The 22,320-nt window shown below is 73.3% G+C and carries 20 protein-coding genes and 2 pseudogenes; 15 read left to right on the plus strand and 7 right to left on the minus strand.

All coding sequences use genetic code 11. The features are described from left to right. Nucleotides 1–128: 128 nt before the first annotated feature. The 8 genes and pseudogenes from PV721_RS09110 (at nucleotide 129) to PV721_RS09145 (ending at nucleotide 11,846) form a co-directional block, all read left to right on the plus strand. On the plus strand, nucleotides 129–2,903 hold the full coding sequence (locus tag PV721_RS09110) for a glycoside hydrolase family 2 protein (protein ID WP_319722339.1): 2,775 nt from the start codon (nucleotides 129–131) through the stop codon (nucleotides 2,901–2,903). A gap of 81 nt (nucleotides 2,904–2,984) precedes the next feature. After that, nucleotides 2,985–3,473: pseudogene (locus PV721_RS09115) on the plus strand (MarR family transcriptional regulator). 240 nt (nucleotides 3,474–3,713) lie between these two features. Then, nucleotides 3,714–4,670, plus strand: a complete 957-nt coding sequence (gene hemC / locus PV721_RS09120) for a hydroxymethylbilane synthase (protein ID WP_319722341.1) — start codon at nucleotides 3,714–3,716, stop codon at nucleotides 4,668–4,670. 53 nt (nucleotides 4,671–4,723) lie between these two features. Beyond that, a complete protein-coding gene (locus tag PV721_RS09125) occupies nucleotides 4,724–5,497 on the plus strand; it encodes a PIG-L deacetylase family protein (protein ID WP_319722342.1) in 774 nt (257 codons plus the stop codon). 173 nt (nucleotides 5,498–5,670) lie between these two features. Continuing rightward, on the plus strand, nucleotides 5,671–7,680 hold the full coding sequence (locus PV721_RS09130; protein ID WP_319722343.1) for a calcium-binding protein: 2,010 nt from the start codon (nucleotides 5,671–5,673) through the stop codon (nucleotides 7,678–7,680). Nucleotides 7,681–7,787: 107 nt separating this feature from the next. Continuing rightward, nucleotides 7,788–9,443, plus strand: coding sequence for a serine/threonine-protein kinase (locus PV721_RS09135; protein ID WP_319722344.1), 1,656 nt, complete (start codon nucleotides 7,788–7,790; stop codon nucleotides 9,441–9,443). A 45-nt stretch (nucleotides 9,444–9,488) separates the two neighbouring features. Further along, nucleotides 9,489–10,061, plus strand: a complete 573-nt coding sequence (locus PV721_RS09140; RefSeq protein ID WP_319722345.1) for an NAD(P)H-dependent oxidoreductase — start codon at nucleotides 9,489–9,491, stop codon at nucleotides 10,059–10,061. 24 nt (nucleotides 10,062–10,085) lie between these two features. Further along, entirely contained in the window at nucleotides 10,086–11,846 is a 1,761-nt protein-coding gene (locus PV721_RS09145; protein ID WP_319722346.1) for a hypothetical protein, read from the plus strand. Nucleotides 11,847–11,943: 97 nt separating this feature from the next. Here PV721_RS09145 and PV721_RS09150 read toward each other — a convergent pair whose 3' ends face one another. Beyond that, nucleotides 11,944–12,516, minus strand: coding sequence for a GNAT family N-acetyltransferase (locus PV721_RS09150; RefSeq protein ID WP_319722347.1), 573 nt, complete (start codon nucleotides 12,514–12,516; stop codon nucleotides 11,944–11,946). A gap of 28 nt (nucleotides 12,517–12,544) precedes the next feature. Then, complete coding sequence (locus PV721_RS09155) at nucleotides 12,545–13,078, minus strand: GNAT family N-acetyltransferase (protein WP_319722348.1); 534 nt, start codon at nucleotides 13,076–13,078, stop codon at nucleotides 12,545–12,547. A gap of 118 nt (nucleotides 13,079–13,196) precedes the next feature. Here PV721_RS09155 and PV721_RS09160 point away from each other — a divergent pair, with 118 nt between their 5' ends. Further along, complete coding sequence (locus tag PV721_RS09160) at nucleotides 13,197–14,582, plus strand: pyridoxal phosphate-dependent decarboxylase family protein (RefSeq protein WP_319722349.1); 1,386 nt, start codon at nucleotides 13,197–13,199, stop codon at nucleotides 14,580–14,582. Between the two features lie 155 nt (nucleotides 14,583–14,737). Next, nucleotides 14,738–15,253: a hypothetical protein gene (locus tag PV721_RS09165; RefSeq protein ID WP_319722350.1), complete on the plus strand. Its 516-nt coding sequence runs from the start codon at nucleotides 14,738–14,740 to the stop codon at nucleotides 15,251–15,253. A gap of 114 nt (nucleotides 15,254–15,367) precedes the next feature. On the opposite strand, the gene PV721_RS09170 is transcribed toward PV721_RS09165, so the two are convergent. After that, entirely contained in the window at nucleotides 15,368–16,204 is an 837-nt protein-coding gene (locus PV721_RS09170) for an NADPH-dependent F420 reductase (protein WP_319722351.1), read from the minus strand. A 93-nt stretch (nucleotides 16,205–16,297) separates the two neighbouring features. On the opposite strand from PV721_RS09170, the gene PV721_RS09175 reads away from it, so the two are divergent. Further along, a complete protein-coding gene (locus PV721_RS09175; protein ID WP_319722352.1) occupies nucleotides 16,298–16,786 on the plus strand; it encodes a hypothetical protein in 489 nt (162 codons plus the stop codon). A 56-nt stretch (nucleotides 16,787–16,842) separates the two neighbouring features. On the opposite strand, the gene PV721_RS09180 is transcribed toward PV721_RS09175, so the two are convergent. The 3 genes from PV721_RS09180 to PV721_RS09190 all read right to left on the minus strand — a co-directional run bounded on the left by PV721_RS09180 (nucleotide 16,843) and on the right by PV721_RS09190 (nucleotide 19,151). After that, entirely contained in the window at nucleotides 16,843–17,193 is a 351-nt protein-coding gene (locus tag PV721_RS09180; RefSeq protein WP_319722353.1) for a hypothetical protein, read from the minus strand. A 421-nt stretch (nucleotides 17,194–17,614) separates the two neighbouring features. Further along, on the minus strand, nucleotides 17,615–18,118 hold the full coding sequence (locus PV721_RS09185) for a hypothetical protein (RefSeq protein WP_319722354.1): 504 nt from the start codon (nucleotides 18,116–18,118) through the stop codon (nucleotides 17,615–17,617). 31 nt (nucleotides 18,119–18,149) lie between these two features. Further along, entirely contained in the window at nucleotides 18,150–19,151 is a 1,002-nt protein-coding gene (locus tag PV721_RS09190; protein WP_319722355.1) for an RNA ligase family protein, read from the minus strand. A 185-nt stretch (nucleotides 19,152–19,336) separates the two neighbouring features. Here PV721_RS09190 and PV721_RS09195 point away from each other — a divergent pair, with 185 nt between their 5' ends. Both PV721_RS09195 and PV721_RS09200 read left to right on the plus strand, forming a co-directional pair. Beyond that, nucleotides 19,337–19,639, plus strand: a complete 303-nt coding sequence (locus PV721_RS09195) for an antibiotic biosynthesis monooxygenase family protein (RefSeq protein WP_319722356.1) — start codon at nucleotides 19,337–19,339, stop codon at nucleotides 19,637–19,639. A gap of 153 nt (nucleotides 19,640–19,792) precedes the next feature. After that, nucleotides 19,793–20,863 (plus strand): class I SAM-dependent methyltransferase, encoded by a 1,071-nt coding sequence (locus tag PV721_RS09200; RefSeq protein ID WP_319722357.1) that lies wholly within the window; start codon nucleotides 19,793–19,795, stop codon nucleotides 20,861–20,863. Here PV721_RS09200 and PV721_RS09205 read toward each other — a convergent pair. Beyond that, nucleotides 20,860–21,192 (minus strand): annotated as a pseudogene (locus PV721_RS09205) (MBL fold metallo-hydrolase); the annotation flags it as partial. The gene PV721_RS09200 and the pseudogene PV721_RS09205 sit on opposite strands and share 4 nt — an antisense overlap. A gap of 2 nt (nucleotides 21,193–21,194) precedes the next feature. Here PV721_RS09205 and PV721_RS09210 point away from each other — a divergent pair. After that, a complete protein-coding gene (locus PV721_RS09210; RefSeq protein WP_319722358.1) occupies nucleotides 21,195–21,704 on the plus strand; it encodes a TetR/AcrR family transcriptional regulator in 510 nt (169 codons plus the stop codon). 48 nt (nucleotides 21,705–21,752) lie between these two features. After that, nucleotides 21,753–22,268, plus strand: coding sequence for a GNAT family N-acetyltransferase (locus PV721_RS09215; protein ID WP_319722359.1), 516 nt, complete (start codon nucleotides 21,753–21,755; stop codon nucleotides 22,266–22,268). Nucleotides 22,269–22,320 lie beyond the last annotated feature (52 nt).

The following is a 22,320-nucleotide window of genomic DNA, read 5'->3' on the forward strand; positions in this document are numbered from 1 at the left end:
CCGAGCCTCCCTTCGGCGGCGCAGTCGGACCACATCTGGCGTGGCGTCCGCGCACCCCGAGCCGAAGCCCGGTATACCCCCAGGGGAGTCCCACCAGGTCCTTGCTCCCCCGGCCCGCGGGAGGCCCCGTGTTCCACCGCCTCGGCCTCGTCGGCCTCGGTCTGGTCCTCACCCTCGCCGCGGGCCCGTCCCTTGCGGCTCCGACGCCCGGTCCCGTTCCGGTTCGCGTGCCGCAGACGGCTGGCGCGCCGGGCTCCGGGGCGGGGACGGGTCCGCAGGCCAACGCGGCCACCACGGTCACCGCTGTCGACCCGACCCCGGGCAGCACGACGGTCTTGGCCGGCTACGCCATCCGGTCGACGAAGGAGGTCACCGACTCCGCGGCCGCCGTCTCCAGCCCCGGCTACGCGGCGACCGGCTGGTATCCGGCCGGCGCACGCTCCACCGTCCTCGCCGCGCTGCTCGCCGCCGGCGTGTACCCCGACCCCTTCTACTCCACCCAGCAGCAGCGGATCGCTGCCGCCGACTTCGACGTGCCCTGGTGGTACCGCTCCGACTTCACCGTCACCGGCGCGGCGGCCCGCACCTACCTGGACTTCAGCGGGGTGATCTCCGCCGCCGACGTCTTCGTCAACGGCCACCGGATCGCCACCGCCGCCGACGTGGCCGGCGCGTACACCCGGCACGAGCTCGACGTGACCGACCTGATCGAGGAAGGCGCGAATACGGTCGCCTTCCGGATCCAGCCCAACGATCCGCGGAAGCAGCTCACCATGAGCTGGCTCGACTGGCTCCAGCCGCCGCCCGACGAGAACATGGGCATCGTCCGCGACGTCACGGTGCGCCGCGGCGGGCCGGTCGCCCTGCGTGACGCACATGTGGTGACGGCCCTGGCCATGCCTTCGATGGCCTCCGCCGACCTGACCGTCAAGGCCCAGGTGCGCAACGATTCGGCTGCCACGGTCACCACCACGGTGTCCGGCACGGTCTCCGGCGCCGAGTCTCCGGTCGCCCTCAGCCGCGGCGTCACCCTGGCCCCGGGCGAAACGAAGACGGTGGTCTTCTCACCGGCCGACCACCCCGCGCTCCGCCTCACCTCGCCCCGCATCTGGTGGCCCGCCACCATGGGCGAACAGCCCTTGTACGGCCTCGCCCTGACCGCGACCGTGAACGGCGCACCCTCCGACACCGCGCACCAGTCCTTCGGCATCCGCGACGTGCAGGCGCCGCTGAACGCCGACGGCGACCGGCAGTACCGGATCAACGGCCGCCCGTTGCTGATCAAGGGGGCCGGCTGGTCCCCCGACGAGTTCCTCCGATGGGACCGCACCTACGTCGAGGACCGCCTGAAGTACGCCCTCGACCTGGGCCTGAACACCCTCCGCCTGGAAGGGCACATCGAGCCCGACGAGTTCTTCGACCTCGCCGACCGGTACGGGATCCTGACGCTGCCCGGCTGGGAGTGCTGCAGCAAGTGGGAGGGCGAGGTCAACGGGACCGAGGCCGGGGAGGAATGGGACGATCCCGACTACCCCGTCGCCCGGGCCTCCATGGCCGCCGAGGCCGCCCGGCTCCGCCACCACCCCAGCGTGATCTCCTTCCTGATCGGCAGTGACTTCGCACCGAACGAGGAGATCGAGCGGGGCTACGTCGACGCGCTGCGGGCCGCCGACTGGACGGCTCCGGTGGTCCCTGCGGCCTCCGACACCTCCGCCCCGGTCACCGGGCGCTCCGGCATGAAGATGACGGGCCCGTACGACTGGGTGCCGCCCGGTTACTGGTACGGGAAGCGGGAGGGCGGCGCCACCGGCTTCAACTCCGAGACCAGCGCCGGCCCGGACGTCCCGACCCTCGACACGCTGCGCCGCACGATGTCGCCGGCCGAGCTGGAGACCCTCTGGAAGGACCCGTCCGCCGCCCAGTACCACCGCTCCCCCTCGCGCACCTTCTCCACCCTGAGGCTCTACAACGCCGCACTGGCCGGCCGCTACGGCTCCCCGACCGGCCTCGACGACTACGTGCGCAAGGCGCAGCTCGCCCAGTACGAGAACGTGCGCGCACAGTTCGAGGCCTACGCGCGCAACGCCAAGGACGCCTCCGAGCCGTCGACCGGGGTCATCTACTGGATGTTCAACAGCGGCTGGACCTCCCTGCAGTGGCAGCTGGTGGACCGCTTCCTCGACCAGGGCGGCGCCTACTTCGGGGCGAAGAAGGCGAACGAGCCGCTGCACGTCCAGTACGGGTACGACAACCGCTCGGTGTCGGTCGTCAACAACCGGAACGCCGCCGCCTCCGGCCTGACTGCGCGGGTGACGCTCTTCGACCCGGACGGCACGCAGCGGTACGACCGGACGGTGACCGGCCTGAGCGTCGCGGGCGGCGGCGCGAGCAGCACCGCGCTCACGGTCCCGGAGTCGGTGCCCGGCCTGTCCACCACCTACCTCGCCCGGCTGTTGCTGACCGACGGCGCCGGGCGCGAGGTGAGCCGGAACGTCTACTGGCTCTCCACCCGGGCGGACGTCCTCGACTACGAGGACAGCGACTGGTACTACACGCCGACCACTTCCTACGCCGACCTGCGCGGGCTGAACTCGATGCAGCAGACGCCGGTCACGGCAGCCGCCTCGACGACGGAGGACGGCACGGGGACGTCCACGACGACGGTGACCGTACGCCACCCGGGCACGGGCACCACGCCGGCCCTGCTCACCGACGTCCACCTCGTGGGAGCGCAGGGAGCTCCGGTGCTGCCGGTCCGGTGGAGCGACAACCAGGTCAGCCTGTGGCCGGGCGAGTCGGCGACGCTGACTGCCACCTACCGGACCGCGGACCTGCGCGGCTCCGCGCCACGGCTGCGGATCTCCGGCTGGAACACGCCGACGTCCACGGTCCCGGCCACCTGATCGACGGCTCCCCCGCTCGTGCTCCCGCTCCCCGGCCGCCTCCGTGATCATCCGAGGCGTGCCGGGTGTAGCGTCGCGATCATGGAACAGTCGACCGGAAGCACCACCGGCCAGGCACCGGCCGACCCGGCCGCCGGCGACGACATGCCGGCCAGCCAACCCGTCGGCTGCTGGAGCGGGTTGGTCCACGAGGCCGTCACCCGGTATCTGCGTGACGCCATGGCCGGGATTCACGTCACTCAGCCGCAGTACTGGGTGCTCGACCGCGTGAACGGCGGGGCCGCCGCGCGGGTCGTGAGGACGTGGTCACCCAGCTCCCCCCTTGCGGACGGGCCGCACGAGATCGCCCGGGTCATCGACCAGTTGCTGCACCGCGGTTGGCTCCGGTTCGACGCCGGTCGGCGCCTGCATCTCACGGACTCCGGGGAGGCTGCCCGGGTGCGGCTGCGCGGGCTGGTCACCGAGGTGCGCGCCGTGGTCCACCAGGGCATCAGCGACGAGGAGTACGTGGCAGCGCTCAAGGTGTTGCGCACGAGGGTCGCCAACGTCGAGGGCGACACGGGCTTCTGAACCCTCCGGTCGGCGCCGTATCCCCGGGCCTTCCGGGGACCGGTCCGGGGATCCGGACCCGTAACACCCGCCCTCCGTGCTCCGTTGGGCAGGAGAAGGGACGCGGCGAAGTGGCCGGGCAGGTGGCGGGCGTGGCGAGCCCGCTCGACGGACGCCTCGGCGACTGCGCCCCTCCGAGCCGTTTCCCGGACGGCCCGACGCCACCGAACGCCCCGCCCAGACCGGAGGCCCGTACCCGTCATGACCACCCTCGCGACCCAGACCGTCCGGCTCGGCACCCGGCCCAGCCCCATGGCCATGGAACAGACCGGCCGCTTCGCGCTGGCCTTCCGCGCCCGGTACCCGGACGTCACCCTCGACACCGTGAAGATCACCTCCGAGGGCGACGCGCACCGCGGCCCCCTCCACGAGATCGGCGGCAAGGGGGCCTTCACGCGCCGCGCCGACGAGCACCTCCTCGACGGCCGGGTCCGGGCCACCATCGCCTGCGCCAAGGACCTGCCCGGCGCCCACGACCGGGCCCCCGGAATCGCCGTGGGGGCGGTCCTGCCCCGCGAGGACGTGCGCGACGTCCTGGTCCGGCCCGCCGGCCAGCCGCCCACGACACTGGCCGACCTGCCGCCCGGCACCCGCGTCGGCACCAGCGCGCCCCGGCGCGCCGCCCTCTTGCGCGCCCTCCACCCCCACCTGGTCCCGGTGCCGATCAGGGGCAACGCCGACAGCCGGCTGGCCCGGCTCGACTCCGGCACGCTCGGTGCGGAGGTCATGATCGCCGCCCTGGCCGGTCTGCGCCGTCTGGGGCTGGCCGACCGGATCTCCGAGATCCTCGACCCCACGGTGTGGCTGCCTGCCGCAGGAGCGGGAATCGTCGTGATCGAGCACCGCGCCGACGACCTCCCCACCCGCGCGCTGCTCACCCCGCTCACCCACACCCCCACGCAGGTCCTCCTCGAGGCCGAACGCGCCACGCTCGCCGCCCTGCACGGCGGATGCCAGACCGCGGCTTCCGCCCACGCCACTCTCGATGAGAGGGCCCGCCTGGTCACCGTGCACGCGGTCGTCCTGGACCCGGCCGGCGGCGCTCCCCTCCGCGCCGGCGCGACCGGACCCGCCGACGATCCCGTCGGCACCGGACTCCGCGCCGGGCAGCGACTGCTCGGCGCGGGTGCCGGCCGGCTCCTCGGCGTCCGGCCGTGACACCCGGCTGAACACCCGCTCGCCACTCCCGCTCCCGTCCGCCCGGAGGAACCATGGCCACACCGAGTCTGCTCGGCGTCTTCGCCCATCCCGACGACGAGTCCCTGCTCGCGGGCGGCGTGCTCGCCCGGCACGCCGCCTCGGGCGGGCGTACGGCCGTCGTCACCGCGACCTGGACACCGGACAGCCACCGCGCCGCCGAACTCGCCGACGCCCTCCGCATCCTGGGAGCCGGCGAGCCGAGGCTGCTGGAGTACGCCGATGCCCGGGTTCCCGCGTCGGCGCCGGGGCGGCCGCGGTTCGTCGACGCACCGCTCGACGAGGCAGTGGCACGGCTCGTACGCCACGTACGCGAAGTGCGGCCCGACATCGTCGTCACCCACGACGACTACGGTCAGCTGACCGGGCACCCCGATCACGTCCACACCCACCGGGTCACCCTGCTGGCCGTGCACGCCGCCGGACTCGAACACCTCTACCCCGAGGCGGGGGAACCCTGGCAGCCCGCCGCCCTTTGCCTGGCCACCCATCCGCACGCGGCCGTCGGCGAGCTGGGTGCGCTGCTGGCCGACGTCGGGAAGACCGTGCGGAGCGTCCCGGACGGGCGGGTCAGCGCGACGATCGACGTACGTCCGTGGCTGGAGCGGAAGTGGGCCGCCATCGCCGCGCACCGGAGCGAGGCGGAACGCCGTCGCTCCCTGCCCGGCATCCTCTCCCGCCTTCCCGCCGAAGCCCGCGAGCGCATCCTCGCGACGGAGTGGTACACGCGCCTGGCCGTCCGCCCGACGCCAGTCGACCCGGCTGGCTCGGGTGAGCTGACCGTCTGAGGCGACGCCCCCGCTCGCGGACCTCACCCGTGCGGGTGGAACGCGGCATCCAGTGGGCGCAGCACGGCCAGCCGTACGGCCACGGCCGCGACGGTGCGAACAGGCTGTGGCCTGTCACGGGAGGGCGGCGACGCGCTGTGCAGCGGCGAGGAGAAGAAGGGACCCGGGTCTCCATGTCCACATTCATGTCCGGTCCGAGAAGAAGGCTGGGCCGCACCGGGGTCGCGGCCGCCACCGGCCTGGTGTTCGTCCTCACCCTGCCGGGGGCGGCTCTGGCCGCGCCGGGCGACCTCGATCCGGCCTTCGGCGGTGACGGACGGGTCGTCACCGACTTCGCCGGCTACGACGAGAGCCGTGACATGGTGCTGCAGGCCGACGGCAAGATCGTCACCGTGGGCCTCAACACTGCCCCCGAGGGCGGCGCTGCCGATTTCGCACTGGCCCGCTACCGCACGGACGGCAGCCTCGACACCACCTTCGACGGCGACGGCCTGGTCCTGAGCGACCTGCGCGGCGGAGGTGAGGACGTGGCCAACGGGGTGGCCGTACAGCCGGACGGGAAGATCGTCGTGGTGGGCCGCAGCGCGGAGCCCGATGGCGGCGCCCTGTTCACCGTGGTCCGCTACCGGAGCGACGGAAGCCTCGACACCGGCTTCGGCGGTGGCGACGGCATCGTCCTCACCGACTTCGGCGCGGGCGGCGCGCAAGAGGCCTTCGCGGTGACGGTGGGGTCCGACGGCGGGATCCTCGCCGCCGGCATGAGCGGAGCCGAGCTCGCGCTCGCCCGCTACCACGCGGACGGCAGCCCCGACGCCGGATTCGACGGCGACGGCAGGGTGACCACCGCCTTCGCAGGGGGCGCCGCGACGGCCTTCGACGTGACGACGCAGCCGGACGGCAGGATCGTCGTCGCCGGCCGCGCGGGGTACAACTATCCTGCGAACGCCTCCGACTTCGCGCTGGCCCGCTACCACGCGGACGGGAGCCTCGACACCGGGTTCGACGGCGACGGCAGGGTGACCACCGCGTTCGCCGAGGCCGACGTCGTTGGTGGGGTGAAGGTCCAGCCCGACGGAAAGATCGTCGCGGCCGGGTCCAGCGCCTTCGACTTCGCCCTGGCCCGCTACAACGCCGACGGCACCCTGGACGGCGGCTTCGGTACCGGCGGCAGGGTCACGACCGATTTCGGTACCGGCACCCTGGACGGTAGCTCCGACCTGGCGCTGCAGCCCGACGGCAAGATCGTCGCCGCGGGCATCAGCCGGACCGATTTCGCGGTGGCCCGCTACAACGCCAACGGCACCCTGGACGGCGGCTTCGGTACCGGCGGCAAGGTGACCACCGACGTCCACTTCGGCTTCTTCGACGTCGCCAGCGCGGTGGCACTGCAGCCGGACGGCAAGATCGTCGCCGCCGGCAACACCGGCGACGACCGCGGCCTGGTCCGCTACCAGGTCGCCGCCACACCGCCGCCCCCGCCCGGAGTGAACCTGTCCGTCACCAAGTCCGGCCCCGCGACCGTCAGCCTCGGGGACCAGGCCGCCTACACCGTGACGGTGACCAACACGAGCGCCACGACGACGGCCACCACGGTCACGCTGGCCGACACCCTGACCGGGCCCGGATCCCTCCTGTCCGCCACGCCCAGCCAGGGCACCTGCACCAGGACCTCCACCACCGCCGACTGCGCTCTGGGCTCCCTCGCCCCGGGAGCCAGGGCCACGGTGCAGGTGGTCGCCGAACCGCGGGCCACGGGCACTCTGTCCGACACGGCGACGGCCGGTTCCGCGCAGACCGACCCGGTGCCCGCGAACAACACCGCGACGGCGGCCAGTACGGTCGACAACGCGCGCGGCTGCACGATCATCGGCACCAGCGGCGCCGACAACCTGGCCGGCGGCTTCGGCAACGACGTGATCTGCGCCCTCAGCGGCAACGACGTCATCAGGGCCGGCTACGGCAACGACACCGTGCACGGCGGCCCCGGGAACGACAACGCCGACGGCGGCTTCGGAAACGACGTCCTGGGCGGCGGCCCCGGAACCGACACGCTCACCGGCTCCTACGGTGACGACCGGCTCGACACCGTCGACACCGTCTCCGGAAACGACACCGCCAACGGCGGCCCCGGCACCGACGCGTGCACGACCGACCCGGGCGACACCCGTCTGAGCTGCCCCTGAGGGATGTCCGGCCCGGCGGGGCCCCGAGGGCGCTCGTCCTTTAGGGTGACCCAGCGGATGCTCCGCACGAGGCGGGTCTGCAACGGTCATGGGAACAGGTGGAGTTGGTGGAGTCTTTGCTGCCCGGTGACCCGCCGGAGATCGGCGGCTACCGCCTGCTGGCGCGGCTCGGCGCGGGAGGAATGGGCGAGGTGTTCCTGGCCCGGACGGCCTCCGGGCGGCCACTGGCCCTGAAGACCGTGCACCGGGATCTGAGCCTGCAGCCGGACTTCGCCGAGCGGTTCGACCGGGAGATACGCACCAACGACCGCGTGCGCAGTGCGTGGACGGTATCGGTGGTGGACTTCAGCCGGCCGGGGACGTCGCCGCAGTGGCTGGCGACGGAGTACATCGCCGCTCCGTCGCTGGGCGACTGGGTCCACCGGTACGGGCCGCTGCCGGCAGCGGCCGTGGAGGCCTTGGCCCGGGAGCTGTCGGCCGCGCTCGTCAGCGTACGGGCGGCCGGGGTGGTCCACCGCGACATCAAGCCGGCGAACGTGCTGCTGGGTCGGGAACGGCCCTTCCTCATCGACTTCGGCATCGCCCGCGCGGTACGCGACCCCCGCTACACGCAGACGGGCTCGGTCATCGGCACCCCCGGCTTCCTCTCGCCGGAGCAGGCGACCGGATCCGTGGCCTCGGCGCCGGCCGACGTGTTCTCCCTGGCCTCCGTCCTCGTGTACGCGGCCACCGGGCGCAGCCCGTTCGTCGCGGACGGCGAGGAGCTGGAACTGCCCGCCCTCCTCTACCGGATCGTGCACGACGAGCCGCTGCTCGACGGCGTACCGGCGGTGCTTCTCGCGCTCGTGCGGGAGTGCCTGGCCAAGGATCCGGACCTGCGCCCCACCGCCGAGCGGCTGCGGGAGCGGCTCGGTGCCGGCGAGGGTGCGGAGGAGGACCACGAAGGATGGGGCGGGGCGGTGCCGACGGCCCTGGTCGCGGAGGTCGGGCGCCGGGAGGCCGAACTCCGTCGGCTGCTCACCACACCGCAGCCGCCCTCCTACGCCCCGGGGGGCAGCGGCCCCGGCCCGGCCACTGCGCCGCAGCCGCCTGCGACGGCTCCGGGCACTCCCCTGCCCTTCCCCGCTCCTGTTCCCGTTCCCGTTCCCGTTCCCATGGGGGGCGTCGGCGGGTGGGTGTCCCGTCGGCGCCGGGTGATCACCGCGGTCGCCGGTGGCGCCGTGTTCGCCGCGGTCGTCGCGCTGGCCGTCCGCCTTCCCTGGGGCGCAGACGGCGGCAGAGCCGCGCCGCCCGCCGCCTCGCCCACACCGTCCTCGTCCGCACCGTCCCCGTCCGCCCCTTCCGCCTCGTCCCCCTCCGCCTCGGCGCTGCCGGCATCGTGGGTCGGTACGTGGTCCGGCGTCGGCCCCGGAACGCCGGAGGCGGACGGCATCACCCGGGCGCGGGCCGGTGAGTTCTCCGTCACGGTCACCCTCCACACCGGAGCCGTGGGCGAACTCGTGGGCCGGCAGGTCAGCGACCTCAAGGAGATCTCGACGGGACGGAACCTCGGGTGCACGGAGGCCCTCCAGCTGCGGCAGATCCGTCAGAACAGCGCGGTCTTCGAGGCGGTGACCAGCCATCCGACCGACCAGACGGCCACCTTCGACTGCCCCAAGGGCAACCTCTACGTGCTGACCATGGCGCAACCGGACCGGCTGACGCTGGAGTCGGAGGGAGCACAGTCGGCCGGCGCACCCGGGGCCCTGACCCGCCGTCGGTGAACCGGGGTTGACCTCAAGTGAACTTGAGGTCGTAAACCTGTGGTCATGACTACTCCACTGCGTATCGCACTCGTCGTCGGCAGCACCCGGGAGGGCCGGTTCGGCCCGACGGTCGCCCGCTGGTTCGAAGCCGTCGCCGCCGACCGCACCGACATCGAGCTCACCGTCATCGACCTGGTCGACGCCGACCTCCCGGCGCACTGGACCCATGACCTCGCGCCACGCGGCCGGGCCTTCGTCCAGCGCCTCGCCGAGGCGGACGCCTACGTAGTGCTCACTCCCGAGTACAACCACTCCTTCCCGGCCTCCCTGAAGCAGGCGATCGACATCGCGGGGCGCGTCTGGGCGCGCAAGCCGGTCGGCTTCGTTTCGTACGGCGGGCTGTCGGGCGGTCTGCGCGCCGTCGAGCAACTGCGCCTGGTCTTCGCCGAGCTGGCCGCCGCCACGATCCGCGAGACGGTCAGCTTCCACCAGTTCCCGTTCGACGACGCCGGCCGGCCCCACGACACCGGGGCAGCCGAGAAGGCGGCCGTGACGATGCTCGACGACCTGGTCTGGTGGGCCGACGCCCTGCGTACGGCACGTGAGCGCGACGCGGTGTGGAGCGAAGCCTCGTAAGGACCGCGTACTACGCTGCCGATCATGAGCGCAATGGGGGCCGAGACGCCCTGGCACGTCCTGGAGAAGGTCAGCGAGGGGCAGGAGGAGATACCCGGCCTGCTGCGCGGACTGGTGACGCCCGGCAGCGGACGGGTCCCCTGGTCGGCGTTCGACCACCGGCTGCGCTGGACGGACCCTCCGGAGCTCGTCGTCGCCGTGCTGCGGCGGTTGCTGGACGTGTTCGTGCAGCTGGACGAGGCGGGGCGGACCGGTGTGCTCGACCTGGTCGCGGCTCGCGCCGTGATGCTCCGCGTGGGCGCCCTGCGGGCGGAGGCCCCCGGCATGCGGGAGGTGCTGGTGGACGGCCAGCGCGCCGCGGCGCGGCTCCTGGCCGACGGCAGCGCCGAGGTGCGCTCGTGCGCGGCCCGGGCGATCGAGCAGGTCCGCGCCGCCGACCCCGGGACGTTGGAGGCGCTGCGGCGGCAGGCCACGGTGGAGGCCGACCCCGCCACGCTGGGCCGCCACCTGATCGCGGCCGGCGAAGTACTGGCGGCACTCGGCGCGTCCCGGCCTCCGGGATGGCTGGACCCCTGGCTGGACCACTCCGATCCGCACGTCCGACTGGCCGCCCGGAGCGCGCGACTGACGTCGGGTGAGGTCACGGCCACCACGTCGCCTGCGGCAACAGCCACGGCAACGGCCACAGCGGCCCCGCTCACCGGAAGCCCCGATGCTCGTCGTGCGGCCGTCGAAGGGGCCGGCGCCCGGCTGTGCACGTGGCGGAACACGCCGGCCGGGACGTGGGAGACGGTCCTCGCCGGCCTGTCCGACGACGACCTCCTCACCTCGCACGAGGCGCACCGCATCGTCGCCCGGGGCGGTTCGTCGCTCGCGCCGTACGCCGACCTCCTCGTTCCGGACCGCTGGCGGGCGGGTGAGCGCGCCGACCACCTCGTACGCGGCCTGATGGGCATCGGTGACGCGCGTGCCCTGCCGTGGTACCTCAAGCGTGCCGACAGCTACTGGATGGAGGTCGAGTCACTGCCGGCGGAGTGGGCCCAGAGCGTCCTGCCCGCACTGCTGGTGCAGGTCGGGGGTCCCCGGACGGAGCGCGTCCTGCGCATCCTCACCGGCTGGGGTCCTGCCGCGGCACCGGCAGTGCCGCATCTCACGGGCCTGCTCGACACTCCGCACGCACGCGCGGCCGCGGGCGCCCTGGGCCGGATCGGACCGGCGGCGGTCGACGCCGCTGGGCTGCTGGCCGCCCTCGCGAAGGGCGGCCTGCGCCCGCGGCGCTTCGCGGGGAGCGAGCACCGGGAGCCGCGCCGCTGGCACGGCGTCCAGACCGCCGCCTGGGCGTACTGGCGCGTCACGGGTGACCCGGGGCTCGCACTCGACGCCCTCGAGGCGGCGACCCGGGGCGGGCTGGCCCGTCCGGTCCTGTCCCACCTCTGCGAGCTGGGCCCGCTCGCGGCCGGGTACGCCGACGCCCTCAGGCCCTTGCTCGGCAGCCTCGGCGAATGGACCCGGGTCGGGGCGGCCGAGGCCTGGTGGCGGCTGACCGGGGACGCCGAGACCGCGGTCGCGGCCCTGCTCCCCGAACTGCACCCGCTGTCGGAGCAGCGGGCGGGTCCGCTCGTCCTTCGGGTCGTCACCGCCCTCGGTGTGATCGGCCGACCCGCCGCGGCGGCCGTGCCCCTGCTCACGGAGGTCATCGTTGCGGAGCGCCGCTACGGCGGGGACATCCTGCACGACGAGGAACTCTGCCGTGTGGTGCGCACCGCCCTGGCGGCGATCGACTGACTCCGGCCGGGACGCCCCGGCCGGCGCACCGGCACGGCCTGGGGACGCTGCCGTACCGGCCGGGCCGACCCTCGACCCGCCGCTCGGCGGCACGCGGTCAGCACAGGTCGAGCCGCATCAGGACGCGGGGATGGCCGGCGAGCACCGAGGTCGTGTCGGCCGCGTGGGTGAACCCGGCGCGTTCGAAGTTCTTGCGGATCCCGGCGTACGCCATCGTCATGTCGACCTTGGCGTCACCGTTGTCGAGGGGGTACGCCTCGACGGCCGGTGCGCCGTGGGCGCGGGCGAACTCGACCGCGCCGGCGATGAGGGCGTGCGAGATGCCCTGCTTCCGGTGGCCGGGGCGGACCCGGATGCACCACAGTGACCAGACGGGCAGGTCGTCGACCTGCGGGATCTTACGGCTGCGCGCGAAGGAGGTGTCCGAGCGCGGCGCCACCGCGGCCCAGCCGACGGGCTCGTCGCCGTCGTAGGCGATCACTCCCGGAGGGGGTTGTTCACCGCACAGCCGGGCGACGTACTCACCGCGCGCCGGGCCGCGCAGCTCGTTGTTCAGCTTGGAGGGGATCCGGTAGCTCAGGCACCAGCAGACGTTGGCCCCGGCCGACTTCGGGCCGAGCAGGGCACGGACGTCCCGGAAGTCCGAAGCCGGGCGTACCTCGATGGTCATGACACCACCATGACACGGCGGGCGGAGCTCACATGGGGAGGGAGCGCAGGTGTACCGGTCCGTCGAGCCAGTGTGCATCGGCCCGCAGGGGGACCGTCATGGTCCGCAGCGGCATCGTCACGGTCCCACCCGGCTGTTCGACGCGGACCTCCTGGTCGAGGGTTCGCCAGCCGAGCCGTTGGTAGAGGGGGACGAGGGGCGGCCGGCAGAAGAGCAGAGCGTGCTGCAGTCCCGTCGTCCGGGCGTGGTCCAGAGCGGCCGTCAGGACCGCCCGGGCCAGTCCACGCCCCCGCACGTCGGGCGCGACGGCCACCCCGCCGACGCCCATCACCTCGGTGTCCACGCCGCCGATCGACAGGGGCAGCCTCAGCAGACCGGCGTGGGCCACGAGGCGGTCGCCCTGCCGGACACCGAAATGCTCCTCCTTGGGGAGCCAGGTGAGGCCGGCGCCGGCCACGCCGAACGGGTCCGGGCCGTCGCCGAGAATCTCGCTCTGCTCGGTCTGCGTGTAGCGCGCGAGGCGTACTGCGATCGGATGGGGTAAAGAGGCCTGATCGGTCATCCGGCCATGATCGCTTCCCCGGCATCCGTCCGGCCAGGCCGCGGTCGGCAGTGTGGTGATGATCATCCGGAACCGCCGCGGCTTGCGGGACGTCGGCGCCTGTCCCATAGTCCGAGGTATGGACGCGCGCGAGGCGGCGCTCCGACGGGCGCACGACCATGCCGTCCGCTGGCTGGCGAGCCTGTCGGACCGCCGGGTTCCCGCACGCGCTTCGGTCGACGAGATCGTGCGCGCGCTCGGAGTCGATCTGCCCGAGGGTCCCAGCGCCCCCGCCGACGTCGTCGATCTGCTGGCCACGGCTTGTGAACCGGGACTGACGGCGTTCCCCAGCGGCCGTTTCTACGGGTTCGTGGTCGGCGGCACCGAACCGGCTGCGCTGGCCGCGGACTGGCTGGTCAGCGCCTGGGACCAGAACTGCGTGATGCGCGCCGTCTCACCCGCGTACACCGCGACCGAGGAGATCGCCGGTGCGTGGCTGCTCGGTCTGCTCGGCCTGCCCGGTGACAGCGCGGTCGGCTTCACCACGGGTGCCACGATGGCGAACTTCACGTGCCTCGCCGCCGGGCGGGACGCGGTGCTGCGGGGCGCCGGCCGGAACGTCGCCCGCGACGGGCTCGTGGGCGGACCGCCCGTACGCGTCATCGCCGGCGAGGACCGCCACATGGCGGTGGACCTGGCGCTGCGCTACCTGGGGCTGGGCAGGCCCGAGCTGGTGGAGGCGGACGACCAGGGACGGATCGGGCCGGAGGGCCTGCGGCGCGCCCTGGCGGAGGGCGGCCGGAGCCCGACGATCGTGGTCCTCCAGGCCGGAGACATCCATTCCGGCGCCTTCGACCCCTTCGCCGAGACGATCCGCGCCGCGCGCGAGGCGGAGGCGTGGGTGCACGTCGACGGCGCCTTCGGGTTGTGGGCGGCCGCCTCACCGCGCCACGCACATCTGACGACGGGGTGCGCGGACGCCGACTCCTGGGCGACGGACGCCCACAAGACCCTGAACGTCCCCTACGACTGCGGACTCGCCATCGTGCGCGACCCGCTCGCGCTGCGGGCAGCGATGGGACTGCAAGGGGACTACCTCATCCAGCACGAACACGGTGACCCCGTCGACAAGGTCCCCGAACTCTCCCGGCGCGGCAGGGCCTTCACCGTATGGGCCGCGCTCAGGTCCCTCGGCCGGTCCGGGGTGGCCGACCTCGTCGACCGGCTGTGCCGTCACGCGTCCGAGTTCGCCGCCGGAATCGCCGCCATCGACGGCGCGACGGTCCTCAACGACGTGGTGTTCACACAGGTCTGCGCCGAGTTCGGCGACGACGCACGCACGGACCGGGTACTCGCCCGGCTGCTCGACGACGGCACGGCGTGGATCAGCGGCTCCACGTGGCACGGCCGGCGCGTCATGCGGATCTCGGTGAGCAACTGGTCGACGACCGACGACGATGTGACGCGGGCCCTCGACGCGATCCGGCGCGCGTCCGCCGCAACCCCCGGGCCGTCCGGCTCCTGATCCGGAAGCCGCGGTACCGCAACTCCGGCCCCCAACCCGACCCCTCCTGCGGGCGGGTGCGCTCTCACGTCTAGCATTCCCCCGCTCGTGAGAAGACCCGGAAGGTCTTCCGGGACCGCGGTCCCGGCGGTCGAACAGAGAAGAGGCGCCACACCGTGATTCCGGTACGTTCCCCGCGCCGCGGCCTGATCCTGGGCCTGGCCATCGCCCTCGGCAGTGCGTCCGGCCTCGGCCTGCTGGTCGGGTACTTCTACCTGCTCGCCTACGGCTCGGAAGGCGCGTGCGAGGAGACCGGTGCGCAGGAGCGCACGGCACAGGTCTCGGCCGCGACCCCTGCTGCCGCGGCCGGCACGACGCCCGTGGCCGACAGGACCATGACGGAGTGCATGGACGACAGTGGGGATCCCTGGATCACCGCGAACAGCCTGTACACCCACGGAGGAGACGTCCGGCCGCTGTTCACCCACTACTGGGACACCGCGGCGGCGGACGGATGGAAAGCGGTCGGCACGCGCGCGGGCGCCGCGGACAGGTTCCGGAGCGGCTCCGGTATGTGCTTCCGCAAGGACGTGGCGGGCGAGCCGGCTCTGCTCCGGGTGAGCTCCACGAAGCGGGAGGAACTCTTCGTGTCCGTGGAAGCCGCGCTCGACGGATCCGCGATGCCCTGCTGAACCGCGAGCACCACGAGCCGGCCCGCCCCGGCGCGTTCGGCGGCGAGGCGGGCCGGCATGGCGCGGCCGGGGAGCCTGCTTCGCGGGGCGCGGGAGCGCGCCGGGGCGCGGCGGTCAGCCCCGGAAGGACTCGGGGCGGACCGGGGAGGCTTCCGCGAGGGCCTTGGTCACTCCGTCGACGCCTTCCCGGAGTCCGTAGACGGGGGTTTCGGGCTGCTGGCGCCAGGAGTCGTCGAGGCCGCCCGCGTCCACGGTGTCGAAGCCGAGTTCCTCGATGAGGGCGCGGACGGCCTTCTTCCCCGCCTCGTCGTCACCCGCGACCGGCAGTGCGATGCGGTCGGGCGCGCCCGCCGGACGGTGCCGGTCGAGGATGTCCTGTGCGTAGGTGCCGTTGAAGGCCTTGATCACGGGGCGTCCGAGCTGCCGCTCGGTCCAGCGGCTCTCGGTCAGGCCGTCGTCCTCGACGCCGGCGATCCGGCCGTCGCGCTGCTGCGGGTAGTAGTTGCCGGTGTCGATGACGGTGAAGCCCTCGGCGGCCTCGTCGAAGAGGCCGGCGGGCAGGTCCGGCACGTTCTTGAACGGGATGGTGACCACGACGATCTCGGCACCGCGCGCGGCTTCCCGCACGGTGACGGGGGTGGCGCCGGTCTCCTCCGCGAGGGCTGCCAGGGTCGCGGGGCCGCGAGAGTTCGCCACGGAGACGTCGTGCCCGAGGGCCGTGAGCCGGCGGGTGAGGTTGCCGCCGATGTTGCCCGCGCCGATGATGCCGATCTTCATGAGCTCTCCTGTGCCTGCGGGGTCAGTGTCGCGCTGGTGCCAACTTCCGGCGTCGGCGCGGCATTCCGGTCCCGGACGGCCTCGCCCCGTAGGAGCGACGGGATCGCGCCGCGGCAGGAAGGCCGATCGGCGGGCGGGGACGCCTGCCGCATGCGCCGATGGGCCCGTCAGCATGACTTTTCGGCCATTTCTCACATTCCGAGAACCGGACGGGGCCGGGGGCGCGTCGGTCCGTTCAGCCACTCAGCCCGGGGAAAGGCCCAGCCGATGTCCAAGCCCACAGCCGAGCGAACCGCCTCCCTGACCCTCGCGGCCGCCGCCGTACTCACCCTCGCCTTCGTCGCCACCACCTCCGCCTCCGCCGACGGATCCACGCCGAAGGAGGCCCCGGCGGCGGCCGCTGCGTTGCCGTCCGTCTCGGGCAGCCCCGAGGCGGCGTTCACCCGCATCGCGGACTTCTACGGTTCCTACATCGACGCGGTCTACGACGGGGACGGGCGGACCGCGGACCGGCTGCGCGCCTCCTACCTCTCGGAGCCCCTCCGGGCGGAGCTGAGGAAGTGGGAGGAGACGAACCACGCGGACGGCGTGCTCCGCGCGCAGAACGTGCCCCTGCAGTGGAAGGTCGCCTCCACCGGCAGCGGGACGGGCAGGACCAATGCCACCGTCACTCTGACGTGGGGCGGCGGCGACACGACCAAGGTCTTCGTCCAGGCCGACCTGGCCACCAGGAAGATCGTGTCCATCCGGGACTGAGGCAGCTCTCGCCGATCCGCGACCGAGGAACGTCCTGCCTGGGGGCGGTGGTGGTTTCAGTGGATGACGCTGAAGCTGCGCCAGGGCAGGCTTTCGGGAGCCGTCACGTTCGAGAGGGTGGTGGCCACGTAGATGCCGTCGGCCAGGTCGGTCTTGCGACAGTTCTCCGTCCGGTACAGCACGATGTCGACGAGGGTGTTGTTCTCGACGTGGGTGGCGCCCCTGGGGATGGCGATCTTGTGGCAGCCCGTGACCAGGGTGTTGGAGTAGCTCACCTCGACCGGCGAGTCGTGACCGCGGAAGGTGAGCATGCCGACGGTGTTCCGGCCCAGGCCCGAGCAGGCGGTGGCGGTCAGCAGGAGTGCTGCGGCCCCCGCGAGGATGCTGATGCGTCGCCTGTGGGACATGGTGCGGTCCTCGTCTGTGCGGTGGTGGCGGTCCTTGCACACAGGGTGGCCCGGCGGCGCCCGGCAGGCTTCCGCTGCTGGGCCGACCGGATGAACGCCGCGGCGGATGGCGGGTGGGACACCACCCGCGAGGGGGACGGCCGGGCGGCCGGGTGCGCCGGTGACCCCGGTCGTGGGCCGCTCGGGGCCTCCTCGGAAGGGTCCGGCCGAATCTTCCCGGTCCGGCGCGTAACCCCGGCCACGGTGAATCGTTTCTCTATCTGTCGCAGATACACACCCGCGTCCCCCGCGGCATCAGCGGCACGAGGGTCCGGGGAAGTCCATCGCTCCCCGGGCCCTCGGCTCCTCCCCCGGTCGGCGGGACCGGACGCCTGGTTGGGCCCGTCCGGTCACCGCCCCGCATTCCTCGGCACCGGAGCGGTCAGCGGCCGCGGCGGTTGTCGTAGACGCTGAGGGACAGCGCCTTCATCGCGCTCTCCGCCCGCTTGGCATCCAGGCCGTCGTCGATCGCTTCGAGGGCGGCGGCCGCCGAGGTCTGCACGGGGTGCGGGAGGCCCTCGTAGGCGGCGATCCGGTAGGCCATCGTGCGGCGGGCCGTGCGCTCGGCTTCGGTCACTCCGTCGGGGGTGAGGGGGAAGACGGCGGCCTGGTACGTCGCGATGCACACAAGGGTCGCGTCGGAGAGGCCCTCCGCGTACCCGTCGCCCGGAACGGCATTCTCCCGCTCGGGTTCGAGGAAGGCGAAGACCTGACGGCGGGAGAGGAACGCCCCCGCACCCGCGCCCAGGCCGGCCGCGCTCGCACAGACCAGGGCCATCAGCCGGCCGGACCAGAGAAGGCCGACGCAGGCTCCCCCGACCGCACCGCACGTCACCAGGACGAAGGTGATCATCAGGTGGATGCGCCGAGCGGGCGGGGAATTCATGCCAGCAGTATGCACAGCGCCGCGGTGCCCGTCAGAGGCGGCGGTCGGCCGCGTCGAAGCGGGCCAGGGACAGGGCTCCGGCGTGCAGGGAGTCCTCCAGCGCGCGCCGCGTCGCCCCGTCCAGACCGCCCAAGGCCTCCGCGACCTCCTCGGTGGCGTCACGGGCTATCTCGGCGGCCAGGTCTCCCGGCGGGGTACGGGGCCCCAGTTTGCTCACGGCCGACGCGGCCCGGGCCGGGGTGAGCAGGCCGGTGGCCTGTGCGAGCAGCCAGCCGGGTACGCCGGCCGCGCCTTCGGCGGGCGCCTGGTAGGGGCGCGAGCCGTCGAAGCGCTCGTCCTCGGCGAAGGCGGGCTGCTTGAACTTGGCCATGGGCCGGCCGGGCTCCCGGGTTTCCCCGGCGGGCTTGACGACCAGGCCTTCCGCGAGGTTGCCGGGCAGGGTGGGCAGTCCCAGCAGGCCGGGCAGCCGGGTGGGGAAGACCGCCGGCAGTTCCTGGACCCGCGCGATCGGGCCCTCGGCCAGCAGCGGGACGCAGACCAGGCCGGCCCCGTCCGCAGCCGCGCGCAGCGTCCGGTCGGCGACCCAGCGCAGTCCGTCCCCGTCTGCGACGGTCGCGTCGAAGGGCAGCCAGAGCAGGTCGGGGGCGTACCAGACGCCGGTCTGTACGGGCTCGGCGCCCCGGGTCGGCGGGACCTCGGGGTGGGGGTAGTGGCCGCCCGCGAGTTCGCCGTAGAGGGTCACCACCGCCGAGGCCGCGGCCCCGCACTCCGCCCGCAGGGCCTGGGCGCAGCGGGTCGCCGCGACCGCGAGGGCGGGCCAGATCCGGCCGACGCCGAAGAACTCGTCCAGTCCGGCGTCCGCGAGGAGCTCGCGGCGCTTGGCCGGATGCGCGCCCGCCTCGTCGCACACGACGGCGAAGTTGGCGCCGTGGATCTTCTCGTGGGCGACCCAGTTCCGTCCGCGGACCTCTCCCAGCCGGCGGTTGGCGGGGATCTTCGGATACGGGGACCAGGGGCGGGGTTCGGGGTGCACCGCGCGATGGTAGCGAGCGCGACGGGTGCGGAGCACGGGATTTCCGTGGCGGGGCCGACCCGGGCCGGTCGTCCGGGGCCACGCCCGCACAGCTTGGCCCGAGGGGATCCCCGGCCGGAACGTGCCTGGTGGGCGCCCTCTAGGGTGATTACGGCAACTGACCTGCCGAGAAGGGGAATCCAGACGTGTTCGCTGTGATCTACAGGTGGCGGCTCCGTCCGGGCATGGAGGAGCAGTTCGCCGACGGCTGGCACCGGGTGACCGAGGCCATCCGCGCGCGGTGCGGCTCGTACGGGTCGCGGCTGCACCGGGCGGACGACGGCACGTGGGTGGCGTACGCCCGCTGGCCCGACGAGGAGACGCGTGAACGCTGCTCGGCGCCCGACCCGCGCGGGGTGGCCATGATGCTGGAGGCGATGGCCGAGCGGCTCCCGGAGACCCGGCTGCACATCGTCGACGATCTCCTCGCCGAACCCGGCACCGTCTGAAAGCCGACCCGCCGCGGGCGCGGGCGGGAAGACTCCCTCGGAGTGGACTTCGTTCCGCGGTCGTTGCGGCGGCGCGGCCGGGCCGCGTCGACCTGCTTGCCTGGGATGCGGTCACGTCCGGTGGCTGTAACCGACGCTCAGGAGAACGCGCCCATGGCGGCACCGCGGGAACCGGACGGCTCGAAGCTCGAGGCGTTCATGGAGAAGGCGCTCGGGGACCTGAGCGGGACGATGGCCACGGCCCTGTGCGTCCTGGGCGACCGGCTGGGCCTGTTCAAGGACCTCGCCGCCAACGGCCCCTCCGGCAGCCGGGACCTGGCGGACCGGCTGGACCTGCAGGAACGCTATGTGCGGGAGTGGCTTCGCGGTCTCACGGCCGCGGGCTACCTGGAGGAACCGGAACCGGGAACCTTCTCCCTCCCCCGCGAGCACGCCCCCGCGCTCGCCGAGGAGTCGGGGCCGATGTTCCTGGGCGGGGTCTACCAGATGCTTCCGGGCCTGTGGCAGCCGTACGAGCGGCTCACCGAGGCGTTCCGGACCGGCGGCGGCGTGCAACAGGCCGAGTACCCGCCCTCCTTGTGGGAGGGCATGAGCCGCTTCTCCGGCAGCTGGTTCGAGAGCGTCATGATCGACGACTGGCTGTCCACGTTCCCGCACGTCGTCGGCAAGCTGGAGCGCGGAAGCACGGTGGCGGACGTGGGATGCGGCGCGGGGCGTGCGCTGATCGTCCTCGCCAAGGCGTTCCCGCGGTCGCGGTTCGTGGGCTTCGACAGCTTCCCGGGCCAGGTCGAGCGGGCCCTTGCCAACGTCGAGAAGGCGGGGGTCGCCGACCGGGTGACCTTCGAGACGCTCGACGCCGGGCAGGGACTCCCCGGCCGGTACGACCTCGTCACCACGTTCGACGTCATCCACGACGCGGCGGAGCCTCGGCGCCTGCTGGCCGCCATCCGGGCCGGGGTCAAGGACGACGGGGACTACCTCATGCTCGAGGTCAACTCCCGGGACCGTCCGGAGGACAACGTCGGCCCCGTCGCGTCGCTGCTGTACGGATTCAGCATGTTCTACTGCATGACCACGTCCCTTGCCGGGGGCGGAACGGCCTTCGGAACCTGCGGGCTGCCGGAGTCGACCGTACGCACGCTCTGCTCCGAAGCCGGGTTCTCCGAAGTCACCCGCTCCCCGGCCGAGGACCCGTTCAACGTCCTCTACGACATCCGGCCCTAGCGTCGTTCGCGCGGCTGGTGGGCGTCGGCCGGGACGGGTGCGAGCCGGTAGGCGCCCTTGCGGGGGACGACGCGGCCGGCGGTGGGCGGCGCGAAGTGTGTGCCCCGGAGGGGGGTGTCCGTGCGGACGAGGGAGCCGAGCAGCGTGCGGCGCGAGGCCTCGGACCGCACGGGGTCGATGTCGACACAGGTGCCGTTGGCGGGGCGGGCGAGCTGGACGGGGTGGTGGATGCAGCCGCCGGTGATCAGAGCCGTCCGGCCCCGGCTGGTCAGCTCGACGGCGACGCGGCCGGGGGTGTGGCCGGGCGTGGGGAGCAGGCGTAGGTGCGGCGGTGCACACCGCGGTGCGCGAGCTCACCGCGGAGGTGGGCCGGGACGCCCTGACCGTCCCGCTGATCGCCCAGCGGGCGGGCGTGACCCCGTCGACGGTCCACCGTCGCTGGGGGGACCTGCAGGAGCTGTTGTCGGACGTCGTGGTCGAGCGCCTGCGACCCGAAACCGCGCCGCAGGACCACGGCGCCCTCTCGGCCGACCTGACGACCTGGGCCGAGCAGTTCCTCGACGAGATGTCCTCCCCCGCCGGCCGCGCCTACGTCCGCGACGCCCTGCTCGGCGACCCGGACGGCAGCAACGCCCGGCAGTGTTCCGCCTACGCCGCCGAACAGATCGGCGTCATTCTCACCCGCGCGGCCGAACGTGGGGAGCGGACACCCGACGTCGAAACGGTCATCGACCAGGTCGTCGCCCCGCTGATGTACCGCCTCCTCTTCCGCCCCCAGGGGCTCGACAGCGCCTATGCGCTGGGGCTCGTGACGGCGGCTCTCGGCGCGACCGGTCCTTAGCGCGGTAATGCGGTGCGTTCCGAGGTGGCCGCGGCATACCGTGGCGCGATGGTCCACGTACGGGAGATGGAGGGGGCCGACATCGAGGCCGTCTCGACGATCCGCGTCCGGGGTTGGCAGGCGGCGTACGCCGGCATCGTTCCCCGGACGTACCTGGACGCGATGACGGTCGAGGACGACGCGGGCCGGCGGCGGCAGTGGTTCTCCCAGCCCCATCGCGAGTCGAGAGACCTCGTGGCGGTCGGCGACCGTGGCCCGGTGGGGTGGGTCTGCTTCGGGCCGTGTCGCGGTCGGGCGCCGGGTGCGAGGCCGGTGGGTGAGGTGTACGCCCTGTACGTGTCACCGGATCTGATCGGCCGGGGCATCGGACGCAGGCTCCTCGGCGAGGCCCACACCCGTATGCGGGACCGGGGCTTCGCGACGTCGGCCCTGTGGGTGCTCAGGGACAACCAGCGGGCCCGGCGCTTCTACGAAAGGGCCGGCTACCTGGCCGACGGCTCAACCCAGGACGACGTCTACGACGAGATCACCCTCTCCGAGCTCCGCTACCGGCGCGCGCTCTGATTCCGCACGCTGCCTGGGCCGCCCCAGTCCGTCCCCGGCCCGCGCGGCCCGG

The sequence above is a fragment of the Streptomyces sp. MB09-01 genome (genome assembly GCF_033794505.1).
In the GTDB taxonomy this organism is placed as follows: Bacteria; Actinomycetota; Actinomycetes; order Streptomycetales; family Streptomycetaceae; genus Streptomyces.

Bases quoted from the DNA above. Each gene is read 5' to 3' on its own strand.
- hemC (WP_319722341.1), top strand. From the start codon at position 3,714: ATGACCACCCTCGCGACCCAGACCGTCCGGCTCGGCACCCGGCCCAGC.
- PV721_RS09185 (WP_319722354.1), bottom strand. From the start codon at position 18,118: ATGAATTCCCCGCCCGCTCGGCGCATCCACCTGATGATCACCTTCGTC.
- PV721_RS09160 (WP_319722349.1), top strand. From the start codon at position 13,197: ATGGACGCGCGCGAGGCGGCGCTCCGACGGGCGCACGACCATGCCGTC.
- PV721_RS09170 (WP_319722351.1), bottom strand. From the start codon at position 16,204: ATGCTGACGGGCCCATCGGCGCATGCGGCAGGCGTCCCCGCCCGCCGA.
- PV721_RS09145 (WP_319722346.1), top strand. From the start codon at position 10,086: ATGAGCGCAATGGGGGCCGAGACGCCCTGGCACGTCCTGGAGAAGGTC.
- PV721_RS09180 (WP_319722353.1), bottom strand. From the start codon at position 17,193: ATGTCCCACAGGCGACGCATCAGCATCCTCGCGGGGGCCGCAGCACTC.
- PV721_RS09130 (WP_319722343.1), top strand. From the start codon at position 5,671: ATGTCCACATTCATGTCCGGTCCGAGAAGAAGGCTGGGCCGCACCGGG.
- PV721_RS09140 (WP_319722345.1), top strand. From the start codon at position 9,489: ATGACTACTCCACTGCGTATCGCACTCGTCGTCGGCAGCACCCGGGAG.
- PV721_RS09175 (WP_319722352.1), top strand. From the start codon at position 16,298: ATGTCCAAGCCCACAGCCGAGCGAACCGCCTCCCTGACCCTCGCGGCC.
- PV721_RS09125 (WP_319722342.1), top strand. From the start codon at position 4,724: ATGGCCACACCGAGTCTGCTCGGCGTCTTCGCCCATCCCGACGACGAG.
- PV721_RS09215 (WP_319722359.1), top strand. From the start codon at position 21,753: ATGGTCCACGTACGGGAGATGGAGGGGGCCGACATCGAGGCCGTCTCG.
- PV721_RS09155 (WP_319722348.1), bottom strand. From the start codon at position 13,078: ATGACCGATCAGGCCTCTTTACCCCATCCGATCGCAGTACGCCTCGCG.
- PV721_RS09150 (WP_319722347.1), bottom strand. From the start codon at position 12,516: ATGACCATCGAGGTACGCCCGGCTTCGGACTTCCGGGACGTCCGTGCC.
- PV721_RS09200 (WP_319722357.1), top strand. From the start codon at position 19,793: ATGGCGGCACCGCGGGAACCGGACGGCTCGAAGCTCGAGGCGTTCATG.